Origin of the sequence: Micrococcus luteus (assembly GCF_022664405.1) — a bacterium.
GTDB classification, from domain to species: domain Bacteria; phylum Actinomycetota; class Actinomycetes; order Actinomycetales; family Micrococcaceae; genus Micrococcus; species Micrococcus luteus.
The window spans coordinates 1-13,947 of the sequence record NZ_JAKRLB010000011.1 but is presented as its reverse complement, the minus strand read 5'-3'; the positions used below and the strand labels follow the sequence as shown (position 1 = coordinate 13,947).

The 13,947-nt window shown below is 72.9% G+C and carries 15 protein-coding genes and 1 pseudogene; 9 read left to right on the top strand and 7 right to left on the bottom strand.

Annotation, left to right across the window (positions count from 1 at the left end):
* Positions 1 to 5: 5 nt before the first annotated feature.
* A complete protein-coding gene (locus tag MF605_RS06410) occupies positions 6 to 782 on the bottom strand; it encodes an ABC transporter permease (protein WP_134377164.1) in 777 nt (258 codons plus the stop codon).
* Entirely contained in the window at positions 779 to 1,744 is a 966-nt protein-coding gene (locus tag MF605_RS06405; RefSeq protein WP_230277980.1) for an ABC transporter ATP-binding protein, read from the bottom strand. Before MF605_RS06405 ends, MF605_RS06410 begins: the two co-directional genes overlap by 4 nt.
* A 140-nt stretch (positions 1,745 to 1,884) precedes the next feature.
* Here MF605_RS06405 and MF605_RS06400 point away from each other — a divergent pair, with 140 nt between their 5' ends.
* The 5 genes from MF605_RS06400 to MF605_RS06380 all read left to right on the top strand — a co-directional run bounded on the left by MF605_RS06400 (position 1,885) and on the right by MF605_RS06380 (position 6,508).
* Complete coding sequence (locus MF605_RS06400; RefSeq protein ID WP_230297443.1) at positions 1,885 to 2,580, top strand: helix-turn-helix transcriptional regulator; 696 nt, start codon at positions 1,885 to 1,887, stop codon at positions 2,578 to 2,580.
* 76 nt (positions 2,581 to 2,656) lie between these two features.
* Entirely contained in the window at positions 2,657 to 4,129 is a 1,473-nt protein-coding gene (gene sufB / locus MF605_RS06395) for a Fe-S cluster assembly protein SufB (RefSeq protein WP_036315257.1), read from the top strand.
* A 1-nt stretch (position 4,130) separates the two neighbouring features.
* Positions 4,131 to 5,369 carry a Fe-S cluster assembly protein SufD gene (sufD, locus tag MF605_RS06390; protein ID WP_095695708.1) on the top strand — a complete coding sequence of 413 codons (1,239 nt, stop codon included), beginning with the start codon at positions 4,131 to 4,133 and terminating at the stop codon, positions 5,367 to 5,369.
* Between the two features lie 46 nt (positions 5,370 to 5,415).
* Positions 5,416 to 6,180, top strand: coding sequence for a Fe-S cluster assembly ATPase SufC (gene sufC, locus MF605_RS06385; protein WP_010078702.1), 765 nt, complete (start codon positions 5,416 to 5,418; stop codon positions 6,178 to 6,180).
* A gap of 1 nt (position 6,181) precedes the next feature.
* The gene (locus tag MF605_RS06380) at positions 6,182 to 6,508 is read left to right on the top strand and encodes a metal-sulfur cluster assembly factor (protein ID WP_002855327.1); all 327 of its coding nucleotides are present in this window, start codon (positions 6,182 to 6,184) and stop codon (positions 6,506 to 6,508) included.
* Between the two features lie 108 nt (positions 6,509 to 6,616).
* On the opposite strand, the gene ypfJ is transcribed toward MF605_RS06380, so the two are convergent.
* Complete coding sequence (gene ypfJ / locus MF605_RS06375) at positions 6,617 to 7,564, bottom strand: KPN_02809 family neutral zinc metallopeptidase (RefSeq protein ID WP_134416962.1); 948 nt, start codon at positions 7,562 to 7,564, stop codon at positions 6,617 to 6,619.
* A 122-nt stretch (positions 7,565 to 7,686) separates the two neighbouring features.
* On the opposite strand from ypfJ, the gene abc-f reads away from it, so the two are divergent.
* The gene (gene abc-f / locus MF605_RS06370; protein ID WP_134416961.1) at positions 7,687 to 9,285 is read left to right on the top strand and encodes a ribosomal protection-like ABC-F family protein; all 1,599 of its coding nucleotides are present in this window, start codon (positions 7,687 to 7,689) and stop codon (positions 9,283 to 9,285) included.
* Between the two features lie 30 nt (positions 9,286 to 9,315).
* On the opposite strand, the gene MF605_RS06365 is transcribed toward abc-f, so the two are convergent.
* From MF605_RS06365 to MF605_RS06355, 3 genes are read right to left on the bottom strand one after another with little or no spacing between them, the layout of a single operon-like run.
* Positions 9,316 to 10,230 carry an SURF1 family cytochrome oxidase biogenesis protein gene (locus MF605_RS06365; protein WP_134416960.1) on the bottom strand — a complete coding sequence of 305 codons (915 nt, stop codon included), beginning with the start codon at positions 10,228 to 10,230 and terminating at the stop codon, positions 9,316 to 9,318.
* Positions 10,227 to 10,598, bottom strand: coding sequence for a hypothetical protein (locus MF605_RS06360; protein WP_134416959.1), 372 nt, complete (start codon positions 10,596 to 10,598; stop codon positions 10,227 to 10,229). Before MF605_RS06360 ends, MF605_RS06365 begins: the two co-directional genes overlap by 4 nt.
* Complete coding sequence (locus MF605_RS06355) at positions 10,595 to 11,062, bottom strand: DUF3099 domain-containing protein (RefSeq protein ID WP_134416958.1); 468 nt, start codon at positions 11,060 to 11,062, stop codon at positions 10,595 to 10,597. Before MF605_RS06355 ends, MF605_RS06360 begins: the two co-directional genes overlap by 4 nt.
* A gap of 171 nt (positions 11,063 to 11,233) precedes the next feature.
* Between MF605_RS06355 and MF605_RS06350 the strand changes: the two genes are divergently transcribed.
* Together MF605_RS06350 and MF605_RS06345 are read left to right on the top strand one after the other, a co-directional pair.
* Positions 11,234 to 11,980: a beta-ketoacyl-ACP reductase gene (locus MF605_RS06350; RefSeq protein WP_123243848.1), complete on the top strand. Its 747-nt coding sequence runs from the start codon at positions 11,234 to 11,236 to the stop codon at positions 11,978 to 11,980.
* Between the two features lie 37 nt (positions 11,981 to 12,017).
* Positions 12,018 to 12,776 (top strand): SDR family oxidoreductase, encoded by a 759-nt coding sequence (locus MF605_RS06345; protein ID WP_134416957.1) that lies wholly within the window; start codon positions 12,018 to 12,020, stop codon positions 12,774 to 12,776.
* A gap of 73 nt (positions 12,777 to 12,849) precedes the next feature.
* On the opposite strand, the gene serB is transcribed toward MF605_RS06345, so the two are convergent.
* Positions 12,850 to 13,686 (bottom strand): phosphoserine phosphatase SerB, encoded by an 837-nt coding sequence (gene serB, locus MF605_RS06340; RefSeq protein WP_061867251.1) that lies wholly within the window; start codon positions 13,684 to 13,686, stop codon positions 12,850 to 12,852.
* Positions 13,687 to 13,814: 128 nt separating this feature from the next.
* On the opposite strand from serB, the pseudogene MF605_RS06335 reads away from it, so the two are divergent.
* Positions 13,815 to 13,947: pseudogene (locus MF605_RS06335) on the top strand (helix-turn-helix domain-containing protein); the annotation flags it as partial.

The following is a 13,947-nucleotide window of genomic DNA, read 5'->3' as shown; positions in this document are numbered from 1 at the left end:
ACGGCTCAGGGCCGCCAGCGGAACCAGCGGAGCGCGGCCGCGACGGCCACGGCGCCCCACAGGGTGAGCACGAGCAGGGGGACGGGCGACCAGGCCCCGTCCAGGAGGGCGGCCCGCAGGGCCGTGCCCAGCGCGCCGGAGGGGAGCAGGCCCACGCCGGGGACCCGGGCGGGGAACACCGTGCCGCCGACGGCGCCGAACAGCACCCACAGCAGGTTGGCGACGGCGAGGGTCGCCTCCGGCCGGGCCGTGCCGGCGAGCAGCAGCCCGAGGGCCGTGAAGGCGGCGGCCCCCAGTGCGAGGGCGACCAGGGCCGGCAGGATCCCCTCGGGGTCCGGACGCCACCCGAGCGCCAGGCCGACGCCGCCGATCACGCTCACCTGCACCAGCAGGAGGGCCACCACCGCCAGGGCCTTGCCGGCGACGAGGCCGAGCGTGCCCAGCGGGGTGGTGGCCAGGGCGGCGAGCACGTCGTAGCGACGCTCGAAGCCCGTGGCGATCGCGGTGGCCGTGAACGCGGAGCTGATCACGGCCAAGGCGAGCACGCCGGGCACGGCCACGTCCAGGCCCGATCGGCCCGGGGCGTCGAGCAGGCCGGTGACGTGCACGCCCACGAGCGCGAGCAGGGGCAGCACCACGGTCACGAGCAGCTGCTCGCCGTTGCGCAGCGCGGTGCCGGTCTCGTAGCCGGCCTGACGCAGGACGCGGGCGGCCAGCGGGGCGGCGCCCGCGTGGGCTCCGGTGCCGGCCGGGGCGCGGTGGTCGACGACGGGCGTGCTCATGCGGCGGTCTCCCGGAGGATCTGCTCGAGGCGCAGTCCGGCGCGCTCGAATCGGGTGGGCATCAGGGCGTGCTCCCGCCAGCTCGCCGCGAGGACGGCCAGGTCGTCCGGGCCGCGGACGCCGGCCACGCGCAGGCGGGCGGACTCGCCGAGGCCGGCCGCGCGCAGCGGCGCGGGCAGGGTGTCCGCCCAGGCGCGGACGGCGTCGGGGGAGGCGTCGCCGAAGTCCACGTCGACGACGTCGCCCTCGGCCACGCGCGTGAGCTCGGACAGCGGGCCGGAGCGCACCACGCGGCCGGCGCGCAGGATGGCGACGTCGTCCGCGAGCCGCTCGGCGTCGTCGAGCAGGTGCGTGGTCAGCAGCACGGCGGCGCCGCGGTCGGTCTGCTCCCGCACGACGTCGTGCACGACGGGCCGGGTCTCCGGGTCGAGGCCCGCGGTGGGCTCGTCGAGGAACAGCATGTCCGGCCGGCCGACGAGGGCGGCCGCGAGCGCGACGCGCTGGCGCTGGCCGCCGGAGAGGCGGCGCAGGGGGCGGCCGGCGACCTCGGCGATCAGCAGGCGCTCCAGCAGCGGCTCGACGGGCAGCGGGTCGCGGTACAGGGACGCCACGTGGCCGACGAAGCGCCGGGCGGGGATCGCGGGCGGCAGGCCGCCCTCCTGCCACATCACGCCGATGCGGGCGCGCAGGTCGGCGGAGGCCCGCCACGGGTCTGCGCCGAAGACGCGCACGGTGCCGGCGTCGGGCCGGTCCATGCCGTGGCAGAGGCCGAGGGTGGTGGACTTGCCGGCCCCGTTGGGGCCGAGCAGCACCGTGACGGCGCCGGCACGGGCGGTGAGGTCGACGCCCCGCAGGACGGGGGTGCGGGACCGGCCGCGGCCGAGGCTCCGGTGGACGTCGCTCAGGCGCAGGACTGGCTCGTCGCGCGGCACGGGATCCGGGGTCAGGGGAGGTCGGGGCACTGTGCCAGTCTAGTCCTCGGGCCCTGCGACCCCGGCTCGTGGGGCCGGGGGTGCCCGGGCCTGCGGCGGGTTCCGCCGTGGGCGTCATCAAGCCAGGTGAGCCTCACTTGAACCGTTCCAGATCAATAGGTCATGATGGCGTGGTGTATTCGGATCAGTCTGCGTCGCCCCCCGCTCCGGCCCCGGCCGAGGGCACGCGCGAGCGTGTGCTGCAGCTGGTCCTGACGCGTGGACCCGTGAGCGCGGCCGAGATCGGCCGCGAGCTGGAGCTGACCGCGGCCGCCGTGCGCCGCCATCTGGACGCGCTCGAGGAGGACTCGCTCGTCGAGGTCAAGCGGGTCACCGCGGCCCGCGGCGCGGGACGGCCTTCCCGCCGCTACGTGGTCACCTCGCACGCGCAGGAGCACCTGCCCAAGGACCACCTCGCCGTCGCCCTGGACACCCTGGCCCGCCTCGAGGAGCTCGGCGGGGAGGAGGAGGTGCGCCGCACCGCGCGCCACGCCTTCCGGGAGATCGAGGAGCGCTTCACGGCCGCCGTCGACGGCCGGGAGACCGCGCTGCAGGACCGCACCCGGATCCTCGCGCGGGTCCTCGACGAGGCCGGCTACGCCGGCACGCTGCGCCACTTCGGCGCGGGCCTGGCGCCCACCCTCCGCGCGGACCAGGTCTGCCAGGGGCACTGCCCGTTCCAGGGAATTCCCGCCCGCCATCCGGAGTTCTGTGAAGAGGAGACCGCGCTGTTCGCCCGCCTGCTCGAGGTGGACGTGCGCCGGCTCTCGACCCTCGCCGCCGGCGCCCACGTGTGCACCACACACGTGCCGCTGGGCCGCGACTGAGCCGCGCGGGCCACGCCCCGGCTCCCGCCGACCACCCGACCGACCCCGACCGCAGTGACTAGTGAGAGAGGCTGAGATGACCGACCAGATCGTCCAGCGGGACTCCGCGGAGACCGCCGACCCCGGCGTGATCCAGGAGATCCTCGACAAGAACCCCGAGCTCAACGCCATCGGCGCCTACCAGTACGGCTGGGCCGACTCCGACGCGGCCGGCGAGAAGGCCGTCCGCGGTCTGAACGAGGACGTCGTGCGCGACATCTCCGGCAAGAAGGACGAGCCGGAGTGGATGCGCGACCTGCGCCTCAAGGCCCTCAAGTACTTCGAGCGCAAGCCGATGCCGGCGTGGGGCCCGGACCTGTCCGGCATCGACTTCGACAACATCAAGTACTTCGTGCGCTCCACCGAGGGCCAGGCCAAGACCTGGGAGGACCTGCCCGAGGACATCCGCAACACCTACGAGCGCCTGGGCATCCCCGAGGCCGAGCGCGAGCGTCTCGTGGCCGGCGTCGCCGCCCAGTACGAGTCCGAGGTCGTCTACCACCAGATCCGCGAGGACCTGGAGGAGCAGGGCGTCGTGTTCCTCGACACCGACACCGCGCTCAAGGAGCACCCGGAGATCTTCGAGGAGTACTTCGGCACCGTGATCCCGGTCGGCGACAACAAGTTCGCCTCCCTGAACACGGCCGTGTGGTCCGGCGGCTCCTTCGTGTACGTGCCCAAGGGCGTGCACGTGGAGATCCCGCTGCAGGCCTACTTCCGCATCAACACGGAGAACATGGGCCAGTTCGAGCGGACGCTGATCATCGCGGACGAGGACTCGTACGTGCACTACATCGAGGGCTGCACCGCCCCGATCTACCAGTCCGACTCGCTGCACTCGGCCGTCGTGGAGATCGTGGTGAAGAAGAACGCCCGCGTGCGCTACACCACCATCCAGAACTGGTCCACGAACGTGTACAACCTCGTGACCAAGCGCGCCGTGGTCGAGGCCGGCGGCACCATGGAGTGGATCGACGGCAACATCGGCTCCAAGGTGACCATGAAGTACCCGGCCGTGTACCTGACCGGCGAGCACGCCACCGGCGAGACCCTCTCCGTCGCGTTCGCGGGCAAGGACCAGCACCAGGACACCGGCTCCAAGATGGTGCACATGGCCCCGCACACGAACTCCTCGATCGTGTCCAAGTCCGTGGCCCGCAGCGGCGGCCGCGCCGCCTATCGCGGCCTGGTGCAGATCGCCGAGGGCGCGAACGGCTCCGCGAACTCGGTGGTGTGCGACGCCCTGCTCGTGGACACGGTCTCCCGCTCCGACACGTACCCGTACATCGACATCCGCGAGGACGACGTGACCCTCGGCCACGAGGCGACCGTCTCGAAGGTGTCCGAGGAGCAGCTCTTCTACCTCATGAGCCGCGGCATGTCCGAGGACGAGGCCATGGCCATGATCGTGCGCGGCTTCATCGAGCCGATCGCCCGCGAGCTGCCCATGGAGTACGCGCTCGAGCTCAACAAGCTGATCGAACTGCAGATGGAAGGATCGGTGGGCTGACATGACCGACACCGTGGAGAACACCCAGCGGACCATGATCCCGGGCATGGGCGAGGAAGGCGAGAAGCTCACCGTCGCGCAGAACCCGGCCGCCCGGGCCGGGGGCCGGGAGCGCAACGCCGCGGGCTCGCGCGCCGATCGCCTCAGCTCCTTCGAGCTGTCCGACTTCCCCGTGCTCACGGGGCGCGAGGAGGACTGGCGCTTCACCCCGCTCAAGCGCCTGGGCGGGCTGCACCTGCCCGAGGGCGACGACGCGCGCCTGACCGGTGCCGCGCCCGCCGTGGCCGTGGCCGAGCAGGCCGGCGTCACGGTGGAGACCGTGGCCCGCGACGACGCCCGCGTCGGCTCCGTCCTGACCCCCGACGACCGCGTGTCCGCCGCGGCCTGGAACTCGGTCTCCGAGGCCACCGTCGTCACGATCTCCGGCGAGGTCGCCGAGCCGGTGCGCATCGACGTCGTCGGCTCCTCCGCCGACCCGGCCGCGATGCACCTGACCGTGCTCGTGGAGGAGAACGCGCAGGCCGACGTCGTGATCGCCCACCGCGGCACCGCCGTGCTGGCCCAGAACGTCGAGTTCGACGTGCGCCGCGACGCCCGCCTGAACGTGGTCGCGCTGCAGGCATGGGAGGGCGATGCCGTGCACGTCTCGGCCCAGCAGGCCTCGGTCGCCACGAACGCGCACTTCAAGCACGTGGCCGTGTCCTACGGCGGCGGCGTGGTGCGGCTGACCCCGACCGCGCGGTTCGCCGCCGAGCGCGGCGAGGCCGAGATGTACGGCCTGTACTTCGCCGACGCCGGGCAGCACCTCGAGAACCGCCTGTTCGTGGACCACAACCAGCCGGACTGCGTCTCGAACGTGCTCTACAAGGGCGCCCTGCAGGGCACGGACGCGCGCACCGTGTGGGTGGGCGACGTGCTGATCCGCAAGGAGGCCGAGGGCACGGACACGTACGAGAAGAACCAGAACCTGCTGCTCTCCGACGGGGCGCGCGCGGACTCGGTGCCGAACCTGGAGATCGAGACCGGCGTGATCGAGGGTGCGGGCCACGCGTCCGCGACCGGCCGCTTCGACGAGACCCAGCTGTTCTACCTGATGGCCCGCGGCATCCCCGAGACCGAGGCCCGCCGCCTGATCGTGCGCGGCTTCCTCAACGAGATCATCCAGAAGATCGGTGTCGGCGACGTCGAGGACGAGCTGACCGCCGTCATGGAGGACGAGCTCCGCATCGCGCAGCTCTGACCGACGCCCCGCAGACCCCACCGCCTTCCACCCGAGGAGAACCACCATGGCAACCCTGCAGATCACCGACCTGCACGTGCAGATCGCGACCGAGAACGGCCCCAAGGAGATCCTGAAGGGCCTCTCCCTGACCATCGAGACGGGCGAGACCCACGCGATCATGGGCCCGAACGGCTCCGGCAAGTCCACCCTGGCCTCGACCATCGCCGGCCACCCGCGCTACGAGGTCACCTCCGGCTCCATCACCCTCGACGGCGAGGATGTGCTGGAGATGAGCGTCGACGAGCGCGCCCAGGCCGGCCTCTTCCTGGCCATGCAGTACCCCGTGGAGATCCCGGGCGTCACCATGACCAACTTCCTGCGCACCGCGAAGACCGCGCTCGACGGCCAGGCCCCCTCGCTGCGCACCTGGACCAAGGACGTCAAGGGCGCCTTCGAGGCCCTGCAGATCGACCCGGCGTTCATGAACCGCAACGTCAACGAGGGCTTCTCCGGCGGCGAGAAGAAGCGCGCCGAGATCCTCCAGCTCGAGCTGTTCAAGCCCAAGTTCGCGATCCTCGACGAGACCGACTCCGGCCTCGACGTCGACGCGCTGCGCATCGTCTCCGAGGGCGTCAACCGCGCCCAGGCGCAGAACGAGATGGGCACCCTGCTGATCACCCACTACACGCGGATCCTCAACTACATCAAGCCGGACCACGTGCACGTGCTGGTGGACGGCCGCGTCGCCGAGTCCGGCGGCCCGGAGCTCGCCGAGCAGCTCGAGGCCGAGGGCTACGCCCGCTTCGAGAAGGCCGCGGCGGGGGCCTGAGATGACGGAGACCACGAACCAGGCGCCCACGGAGGACATCCGTGAGGCCCTCAAGGACGTGATCGACCCGGAGCTGGGCGTCAACGTCGTGGACCTGGGCCTGCTCTACGGGCTGCACTACGCCGACGACGGCGCGCTGCTCGTGGACATGACCCTGACCACCGCGGCCTGCCCGCTCACCGACGAGATCGAGGACCAGGTCTCCCGCGCGATCGGCACCATGGTGGACGAGTGGCGGCTGAACTGGGTCTGGATGCCCCCGTGGGGCCCCGAGCGGATCACCGAGGACGGGCGCGACCAGATGCGCGCCCTCGGCTTCAACATCTGATCCGGTCCGGACGACGACGGCGGCCCGTCACCTTAGCGCAGAAGGTGACGGGCCGCCGTCGTGGTGGGGGAGTGCGGACGGGCCGGCAGGCGCCCCGGGGCTCCCGGCTCAGATGTCCAGGGAGGAGGCCCGGAACGTGTCGCACTGACGGATGTCCGGCTCCTGCTGGGAGCTCTGGTAGCCGCGCATGAACCAGGCCATGCGCTGCTCGGAGGTGCCGTGGGTGAACGCCTCGGGGTCCACCCGGCCGGTGTGGGTGGACTGGATGCGGTCATCGCCCACGGCGGAGGCCGCGTCGATGGCCTGGCGCAGCTGGCCCTGCGAGATCGGCTTCAGGAACGGCGCACCGGACTCGGGGTCCACGGTGGAGGCGGCGTGCCCGGCCCACATGCCGGCGAAGCAGTCGGCCTGCAGCTCCGCGCGCACGGCGCCGGAGGTCGGGCCGGTGGTCCCGTCCTTCGAGTGCTGCAGGTACCCGGTGACCTGCTGGACGTGGTGGCCGTACTCGTGCGCCACGATGTACTCCTCCGCCAGCGGTCCGCCCTCGGCGCCGAAGTCGGTCTGCAGCGTCTCGAAGAACGCGGTGTCGAAGTACATGGACTCGTCTGCCGGGCAGTAGAACGGGCCCGTGGCCGAGGAGGCGCTGCCGCAGCCGGTGCTCACGCCGCCCTGGAACAGGGTCAGCTGCGGCTGGCGCCACTGGATGTCCGAGAACTGGGCGAGGTACTCGCCCCAGAACTCGTCCGCGGCCTCGGTGGTCGCGATGACGCGGCAGTCGGTGTTCTGGTTGGCGTCCGCACCGCTGGCGCACTCCTCGTCCGAGAGGGGCTGGCTCTGGCCGCCCGAGCCCGTCTGCTGCTGGTACTGGCTCTGGCCGACGGACCCGCCGCCCGTGTCGATCCCGAGCTGCTCGGCCAGCCCGGGGGCGAAGATCGCGAGCAGCACCGCGAGCAGGCCGCCGCCACCGCCGATGGCGATGCCCCGGCCCCCCAGCCCGCCGCCACCGCCCGATCGGGCCCGGCCGGCGTCGATCTGCACGTTCTCGTTGAAGCTCATGGGGCCAGAGTGTAGACGGACTAGACTGGCCCGGCACCGCACTGGCCCCCGCCCGTCGAGATCGGCCGGGCCCCGCCGGTGCACCCCTGTTCTTCCCTCGACCCCTGGAGTCTGACACCCCCATGCTGACCGTCACCGATGTCGAACTGCGCGTGGGCGCCCGTCTCCTCATGGACGAGGTGAACTTCCGCGTGGACAAGGGGGACAAGGTCGGCCTCGTGGGGCGCAACGGCGCCGGCAAGACGACGTTGACCAAGGTCCTGGCCGGCGGCGGGCAGCCCACGGCGGGCACGGTGACCCGGACCGGGCGCATCGGCTACCTGCCCCAGGACCCCAAGGTCGAGGACATGGACCAGTCCGGCCGCGACCGCATCCTCTCCGCCCGCGACCTGGACCAGACGATCCGCCGCATGCGGGAGGCCGAAGCCGGCATGGCCGCCGTCGACGACGCCGAGCGGGAGCGGGCGATGAACCGCTACTCCCGCCTGGAGGCGGAGTTCGAGGCCCGCGGCGGCTACGCGGCCGAGTCCGAGGCCGCCCGGATCACGTCCAACCTCGGCCTGCCGGACCGCGTGCTGGACCAGCCGCTGCACACCCTCTCCGGCGGCCAGCGCCGCCGCGTGGAGCTCGCCCGCATCCTCTTCTCCGACGCGGACATCCTGCTGCTGGACGAGCCCACCAACCACCTCGACCACGACTCGATCGTGTGGCTGCGCGACTACCTGAAGACCTACTCCGGCGGCCTCCTGATGATCTCGCACGACGTGGAGCTCATGGAGATGACCGTGAACAAGGTCCTCTACCTGGACGCGAACCGGCAGACCATGGACGTCTACAACATGACGTGGAAGAACTACCTCGCCCAGCGCCAGCAGGACGAGGCGCGCCGCCGCCGGGAGTTCGCCAACGCGGAGAAGAAGGCCTCGGCCCTCATGGCCCAGGCCGAGAAGATGCGTGCCAAGGCGACCAAGGCCACCGCCGCGCAGAACATGATCAAGCGCGCCGAGCGGCTCATGCGCGGCGTCGAGGGCGAGCGCGCGGTCGATCGCGTGGCCGCAATCCGCTTCCCCACCCCGCAGGCCTCCGGCAAGACGCCGCTGCGCGCCGAGAACCTCTCCAAGTCCTACGGCTCGCTCGAGATCTTCACGGGAGTGGACCTGGCGATCGACCGCGGCTCGCGCGTGGTGATCCTGGGCTACAACGGCGCCGGCAAGACGACGCTGCTGCGCACGCTCGCCGGGGAGGAGACCCCGGACACCGGGGAGGTGCAGGCGGGCCACGGGCTCAAGCTGGGCTACTTCGCCCAGGAGCACGACACCCTGGACCAGGACGCGTCCGTCCTGGACAACATGCGCCACGCCGCCCCGCAGCTCGGCGACACCCAGGCGCGCACGCTGCTCGGCTCGTTCCTCTTCCAGGGCGACGACGTCGACAAGCCCGCCCGCGTCCTCTCCGGCGGCGAGAAGACCCGCCTGGCGCTGGCCACGCTCGTGGCCTCGAGCGCGAACGTGCTGCTGCTGGACGAGCCCACGAACAACCTCGACCCCGCCAGCCGTGAGGAGATCCTCCACGCACTGCGCCAGTACGAGGGCGCCGTGGTGCTCGTGACCCACGACGAGGGCGCCGTCGAGGCGCTCGACCCCGAGCGCGTGGTGCTGCTGCCGGACGGGGTCGAGGACCTCTGGAACGACGACTACAGGGACCTCATCACCCTCGCCTGAGTCCGCGGGCCGCCGAGGCGGAGGGCCGGCTCAGTCGAAGAGCGCGTCCTCGGCCTCCTCGTCCGTGAGCCGCCCGTCGCGCCGCCGGACCGGCTTGGCGCGGGGGACCCGGTGCGCGGAGAGCAGCCCGTCGTCCGCGGCGTCGTCGAGGGCGTCGGCCCGGTCGTTGCGCGCGCGCATCCACGCGGAGTACCCCCACACCCCGAAGCCCATGGCCGCGAACAGGTACCACTGGATCGCGTAGGACAGGTGCGGGCCCTCGTCGAGGGTGGGCTCGACGAGCTTCTGCGGCATCGACTCCACCGCCGGGTCCTCCGTGACCATGATCCCGTAGGCCGTCCCGGCCACGGGCCCGCCCACGGTGTCGGCGATCTCGGTGAGGTCGATCGAGGGCACCTGGCCGTCCGGGGCGTCGCGGTCCAGGGCCGGCTCCCCGGGCTTGACCCGCACCACGACCTCGGCGTGGCCGGCGGGCGGGGCCGGCACGGCGTCCGGCTGACCCGGGGTGTTGCCCACCGGGAGCCAGCCGCGGTCCACCACGACGACGGGGCCCTCGTCCGTCCGGAACGGCACGAGCACCTCGTAGCCGGGCTGGCCGGCGCGGGGACGGTTGCGGACGATGAGCGTCTCGTCGACGAGGTACTCGCCGGTCAGTGTCACAGGCGTCCACTCGTCCTCGGTCTGGAACGCGGTGAACAGCCGGGAGGCCTCGGCGAACGGGACCGGGTCGTCGTCGTAGTTCTCCAGGACGCGGTTGACGCGGTGCTGGACCTCCACGCGGCGGTCCCACTGCCACTGGGCGAGCGCGTGGCACAGGAACGCGAAGAGGATGCACACCACGAAGCCGAGGATCCACGGGCCGGTGGCGAGGAAGCCGAAGCGCAGGGGAGGCAGGCGTTCGGCGTCGTGGGCGGTCGGGGCCGTCATGGGGGCGGGGGTGCTCATGGGCGCGGGGGCTCCTGCGGGGTCTCGGGCGTCTCGACCTCGGGCGCCTCCGTGGCGGGCGGGTCGAGTGGGCGGGAGCGCCGCAGGAAGCCGCGGGCGCTCAGGAAGTCGTCCAGGAAGGGCCGATGGTCCGCGCAGGCCAGCCAGGTCTTCACCCGGTCCGGGGCGTGGACGCGCGGGTTGTTCCACTCCAGGGCCCAGGCGGCCTCCGCGGTGCAGCCGCGACGCGAGCAGACCGGCCGCTCGGGCCCGTCCGCGGCGGCGTGCGGGGATCGGGTGGCGGAGGCACCCGCGGCGGGGTCGAGGCGGCCGGCCGCGAGGGCGCCCAGCAGGTCCATGTCCGGCTCGCCCGGGCCCGCCCCGATCACGCGGCGCCCCGTCCGGGCAGGCCGGGACCGCCGGCGGACGAGGACCCTCGGCCCAGCGCCCGGGGCGCACGGTCGCGCGGGTCGTCCACGAGGTCGCCGGTGAGCACGACCGGCTCGGGCGCCGCCGTGTCGTCGGGGCGGGGGGCCAGGGCCGGTCCCTGGGCGGGCACGGCGCGCAGGGTGCCGGCCTGCTGCGGGCCGGTGTTGTTCACGCGCACGACGGCGACGTAGGGCAGCACGACCGCGCCGAGGATGAACCCGAGCTGCCACCAGCCGTGGGTGAAGAGCGCGGCGACGAAGCAGGCGGTGCGGAGCAGCATCTGGACCAGGTAGACCTTCATGCGCGCCTCCCGGTCCGCGCTGCGGCCGGCGGCGGCGGTGGTGACCCCCTGGACCTCCGGTGTCGTCCCGCGCCCGGCGCGGGCGGGACGGCCGGCTCGGGAGCTGGCGGCGGAGCTGGTCATGGCGCATCCTCCTGTCACGTCGCGCCCTGCGGAGGGCCCCCGCGCGGCCGCGGACGTAGAGTGGTGGTTCACATGCCGGCGCGCCCGCCCTCGGCGGCGTCCCGCAGGACGGCGTCGACGGCGCCGCGCCGGTGCTCCAGTCTAGTCCCGTCCCGTCCGGAAGGTGTTCCCATGGCCGATCAGACCACCACGCCCGCAGCGGACGCACAGGCCGCCGGCCGCAGCGTCCTCGTCACGGGGGGCAATCGCGGCATCGGCCTGGCCATCGCCCGGGCGTTCGCCGCGAACGGCGACCGGGTGGCCATCACCTCCCGCTCGGGGGAGGGGCCGGAGGGGGTCCGCGCGGTCCGGGCCGACGTGACGGACGCGGCCTCCGTGGACGCGGCCTTCCGCGAGGTCGAGGAGGCCCACGGCCCGGTCGAGGTGCTCGTGGCCAACGCCGGCATCACCCACGACCAGCTGCTGCTGCGCATGTCCGAGGACGACTTCACCTCGGTGATCGACACGAACCTCACCGGCGCCTTCCGCGTGGTGCAGCGCGCCACCAAGGGCATGATGCGCCTGAAGCGCGGACGCATCGTCCTGGTCTCCTCCGTGGTGGGCCTGCTCGGCTCGCCCGGCCAGGTCAACTACGCCGCCTCCAAGTCCGGCCTCGTCGGGATGGCCCGCTCGATCACGCGCGAGCTCGGCGCGCGCGGCGTGACCGCGAACGTCGTGGCCCCCGGCTACATCGACACCGAGATGACGCAGTCCCTCGACGACGAGCTCAAGGCCCAGTACAAGACGTCCATCCCGGCCGGCCGCTTCGCCGCCCCGGAGGAGGTAGCCGGCGTCGTGCGCTGGCTGGCCTCGGACGAGGCCGCGTACATCTCCGGGGCCGTGATCCCCGTGGACGGCGGCCTGGGCATGGGCCACTGACGACCACCGACCGCTGAGCAGACAGGAAGCACAGAACATGACCGAGCAGGACCTGGCCGGACGCGGCGTCGTCGTCACCGGCTCCTCCCGCGGCATCGGAGCCGCCACCGCCGAGCTGCTGGCCGCCCGCGGCGCGGGCGTCGTGGTGAACTACCGCCAGAAGGCGCCGCGCGCGAACAAGGTGGTGCAGAGGATCGAGGACGCCGGCGGCCGCGCCGTGGCCGTGGGCGGCGACGTGACCGTCGCCGAGGATCGGGCCGCGCTGCTGGACGTCGCCGTGGAGCACTTCGGCTCACTCGACGTGCTCGTGCTCAACGCCTCGGGCGGCATGGAGTCCCAGTTCGGCGAGGACTACGCCCTGAAGCTCAACCGTGACGCCCAGGCCGCGCTGGCCGACGCCGCGCTCGAGCGCATGGGTGCCGGCGGGCAGATCGTGTTCGTGACCTCCCACCAGGCGCATTTCATCGACGAGGTCGCCACGATGGACTCCTACGAGCCCGTGGCCCGCTCCAAGCGCGCCGGCGAGGACGCCCTGCGCGAGCGCATCCCCGCGTTCGCAGAGAAGGGCGTGGGCTTCGTGGTGGTCTCCGGCGACATGATCGAGGGCACCATCACCGCCACCCTGCTCGACCGCGCCGAGCCCGGTGCCATCGAGGCCCGCCGCGAGGCCGCCGGCAAGCTCTACTCCGTGGAGGAGTTCGCCGCCGAGATCGCCTCCCTCGTGGGCCGCGACGACCTCGAGGTCGGCCACACCGAGCTCGTGGGCGGCGCCGAGGACTTCCTCGGGCAGGACTGAACCGCACCACACCCCTGACGACGTGGGCCGGATCCGTGGGATCCGGCCCTCGTGACCTCCGGGCGCGGGCGCCTCAGAGACCCAGGAGCCACCGCAGGGGGGTGAAGGAGGGCACGTCGACGACGACGTCCGCGTGCTCCCGGAGGATCGGCTTTGCGCACAGCGCCACGCCGCAGCCGGCCGCCTCGAGCAGGTCGATGTCGTTGGCGCCGTCGCCCACGCCGACGGCCTGCTCGGGGGTGAGCCCTGCGTCCTCGGCCCAGGCGCGCAGCATGGCGGCCTTCGCCGCGCGGTCCACGACGTCGCCGAGCACCCTCCCGGTCAAGTGCCCGTCCCGCACCTCGAGCTCGTTGGCGCAGTAGGCGTGCACGCCCCACGCCTCGGCCAGCGGGGCGAGCACCTGGGTGAAGCCACCGGAGACCGCGCACACCCGGCCGCCGGCCGCGGTGACGGCCTCGATCAGCGCGAGGGCTCCGTCGGTGGGCCGGATGGCCCGCACCACATCCGCCACGACGCCCACGGGCAGCCCCGCGAGCGCCTCGACGCGCGCGTGCAGCGAGGCGGCGAAGTCGAGCTCACCGCGCATCGCCCGCTCCGTCACCTCGGCGACCTCGGCCTCGCGGCCGGCGTGGGCGGCGAGCAGCTCGATGACCTCCTGCCGGATCAGCGTGGAGTCCACGTCCGTCACCACGAGGGGCACCGGCGCGGCGGCGACCGCCGCCGGCAGCGTGAGCACGTCCCACCCGGAGCTCGGCTCCGGGGCCGCCGCCCACTCGTCCGCGGCGAAGCGCCAGCCCAGCAGGCCGTCGTCGATGAGCCGTTCGGCGTCGTCCGGCACGCCGACCGGGGGCGCGTCCGTGACGAGGAGGGCGGGGTCGGCGGTGACGACGAGGCGACGCAGGGTGCTCATGCGCGGCATCCTAGGTGTTGTGGGTCATGAGGTTCTTGGCACGAGGCCCGGGCTGAGATGAGACGAGCGGGCCCCGCCCGGCAGGATGGAAGTTCCTCAACAACCCCTCCGCTGGAAAGAGCCCGCTCATGACCCACGCTAACGCACCCCTGACCCCCACCGGCCGTCTCAGGATGGTCCACCGCCACCTGAACGACGGGATCCCCCAAGCCCATGTCGCCGCCGAGTTCCGCGTCAGCCGCCCCACGGTGGCCACCTGGG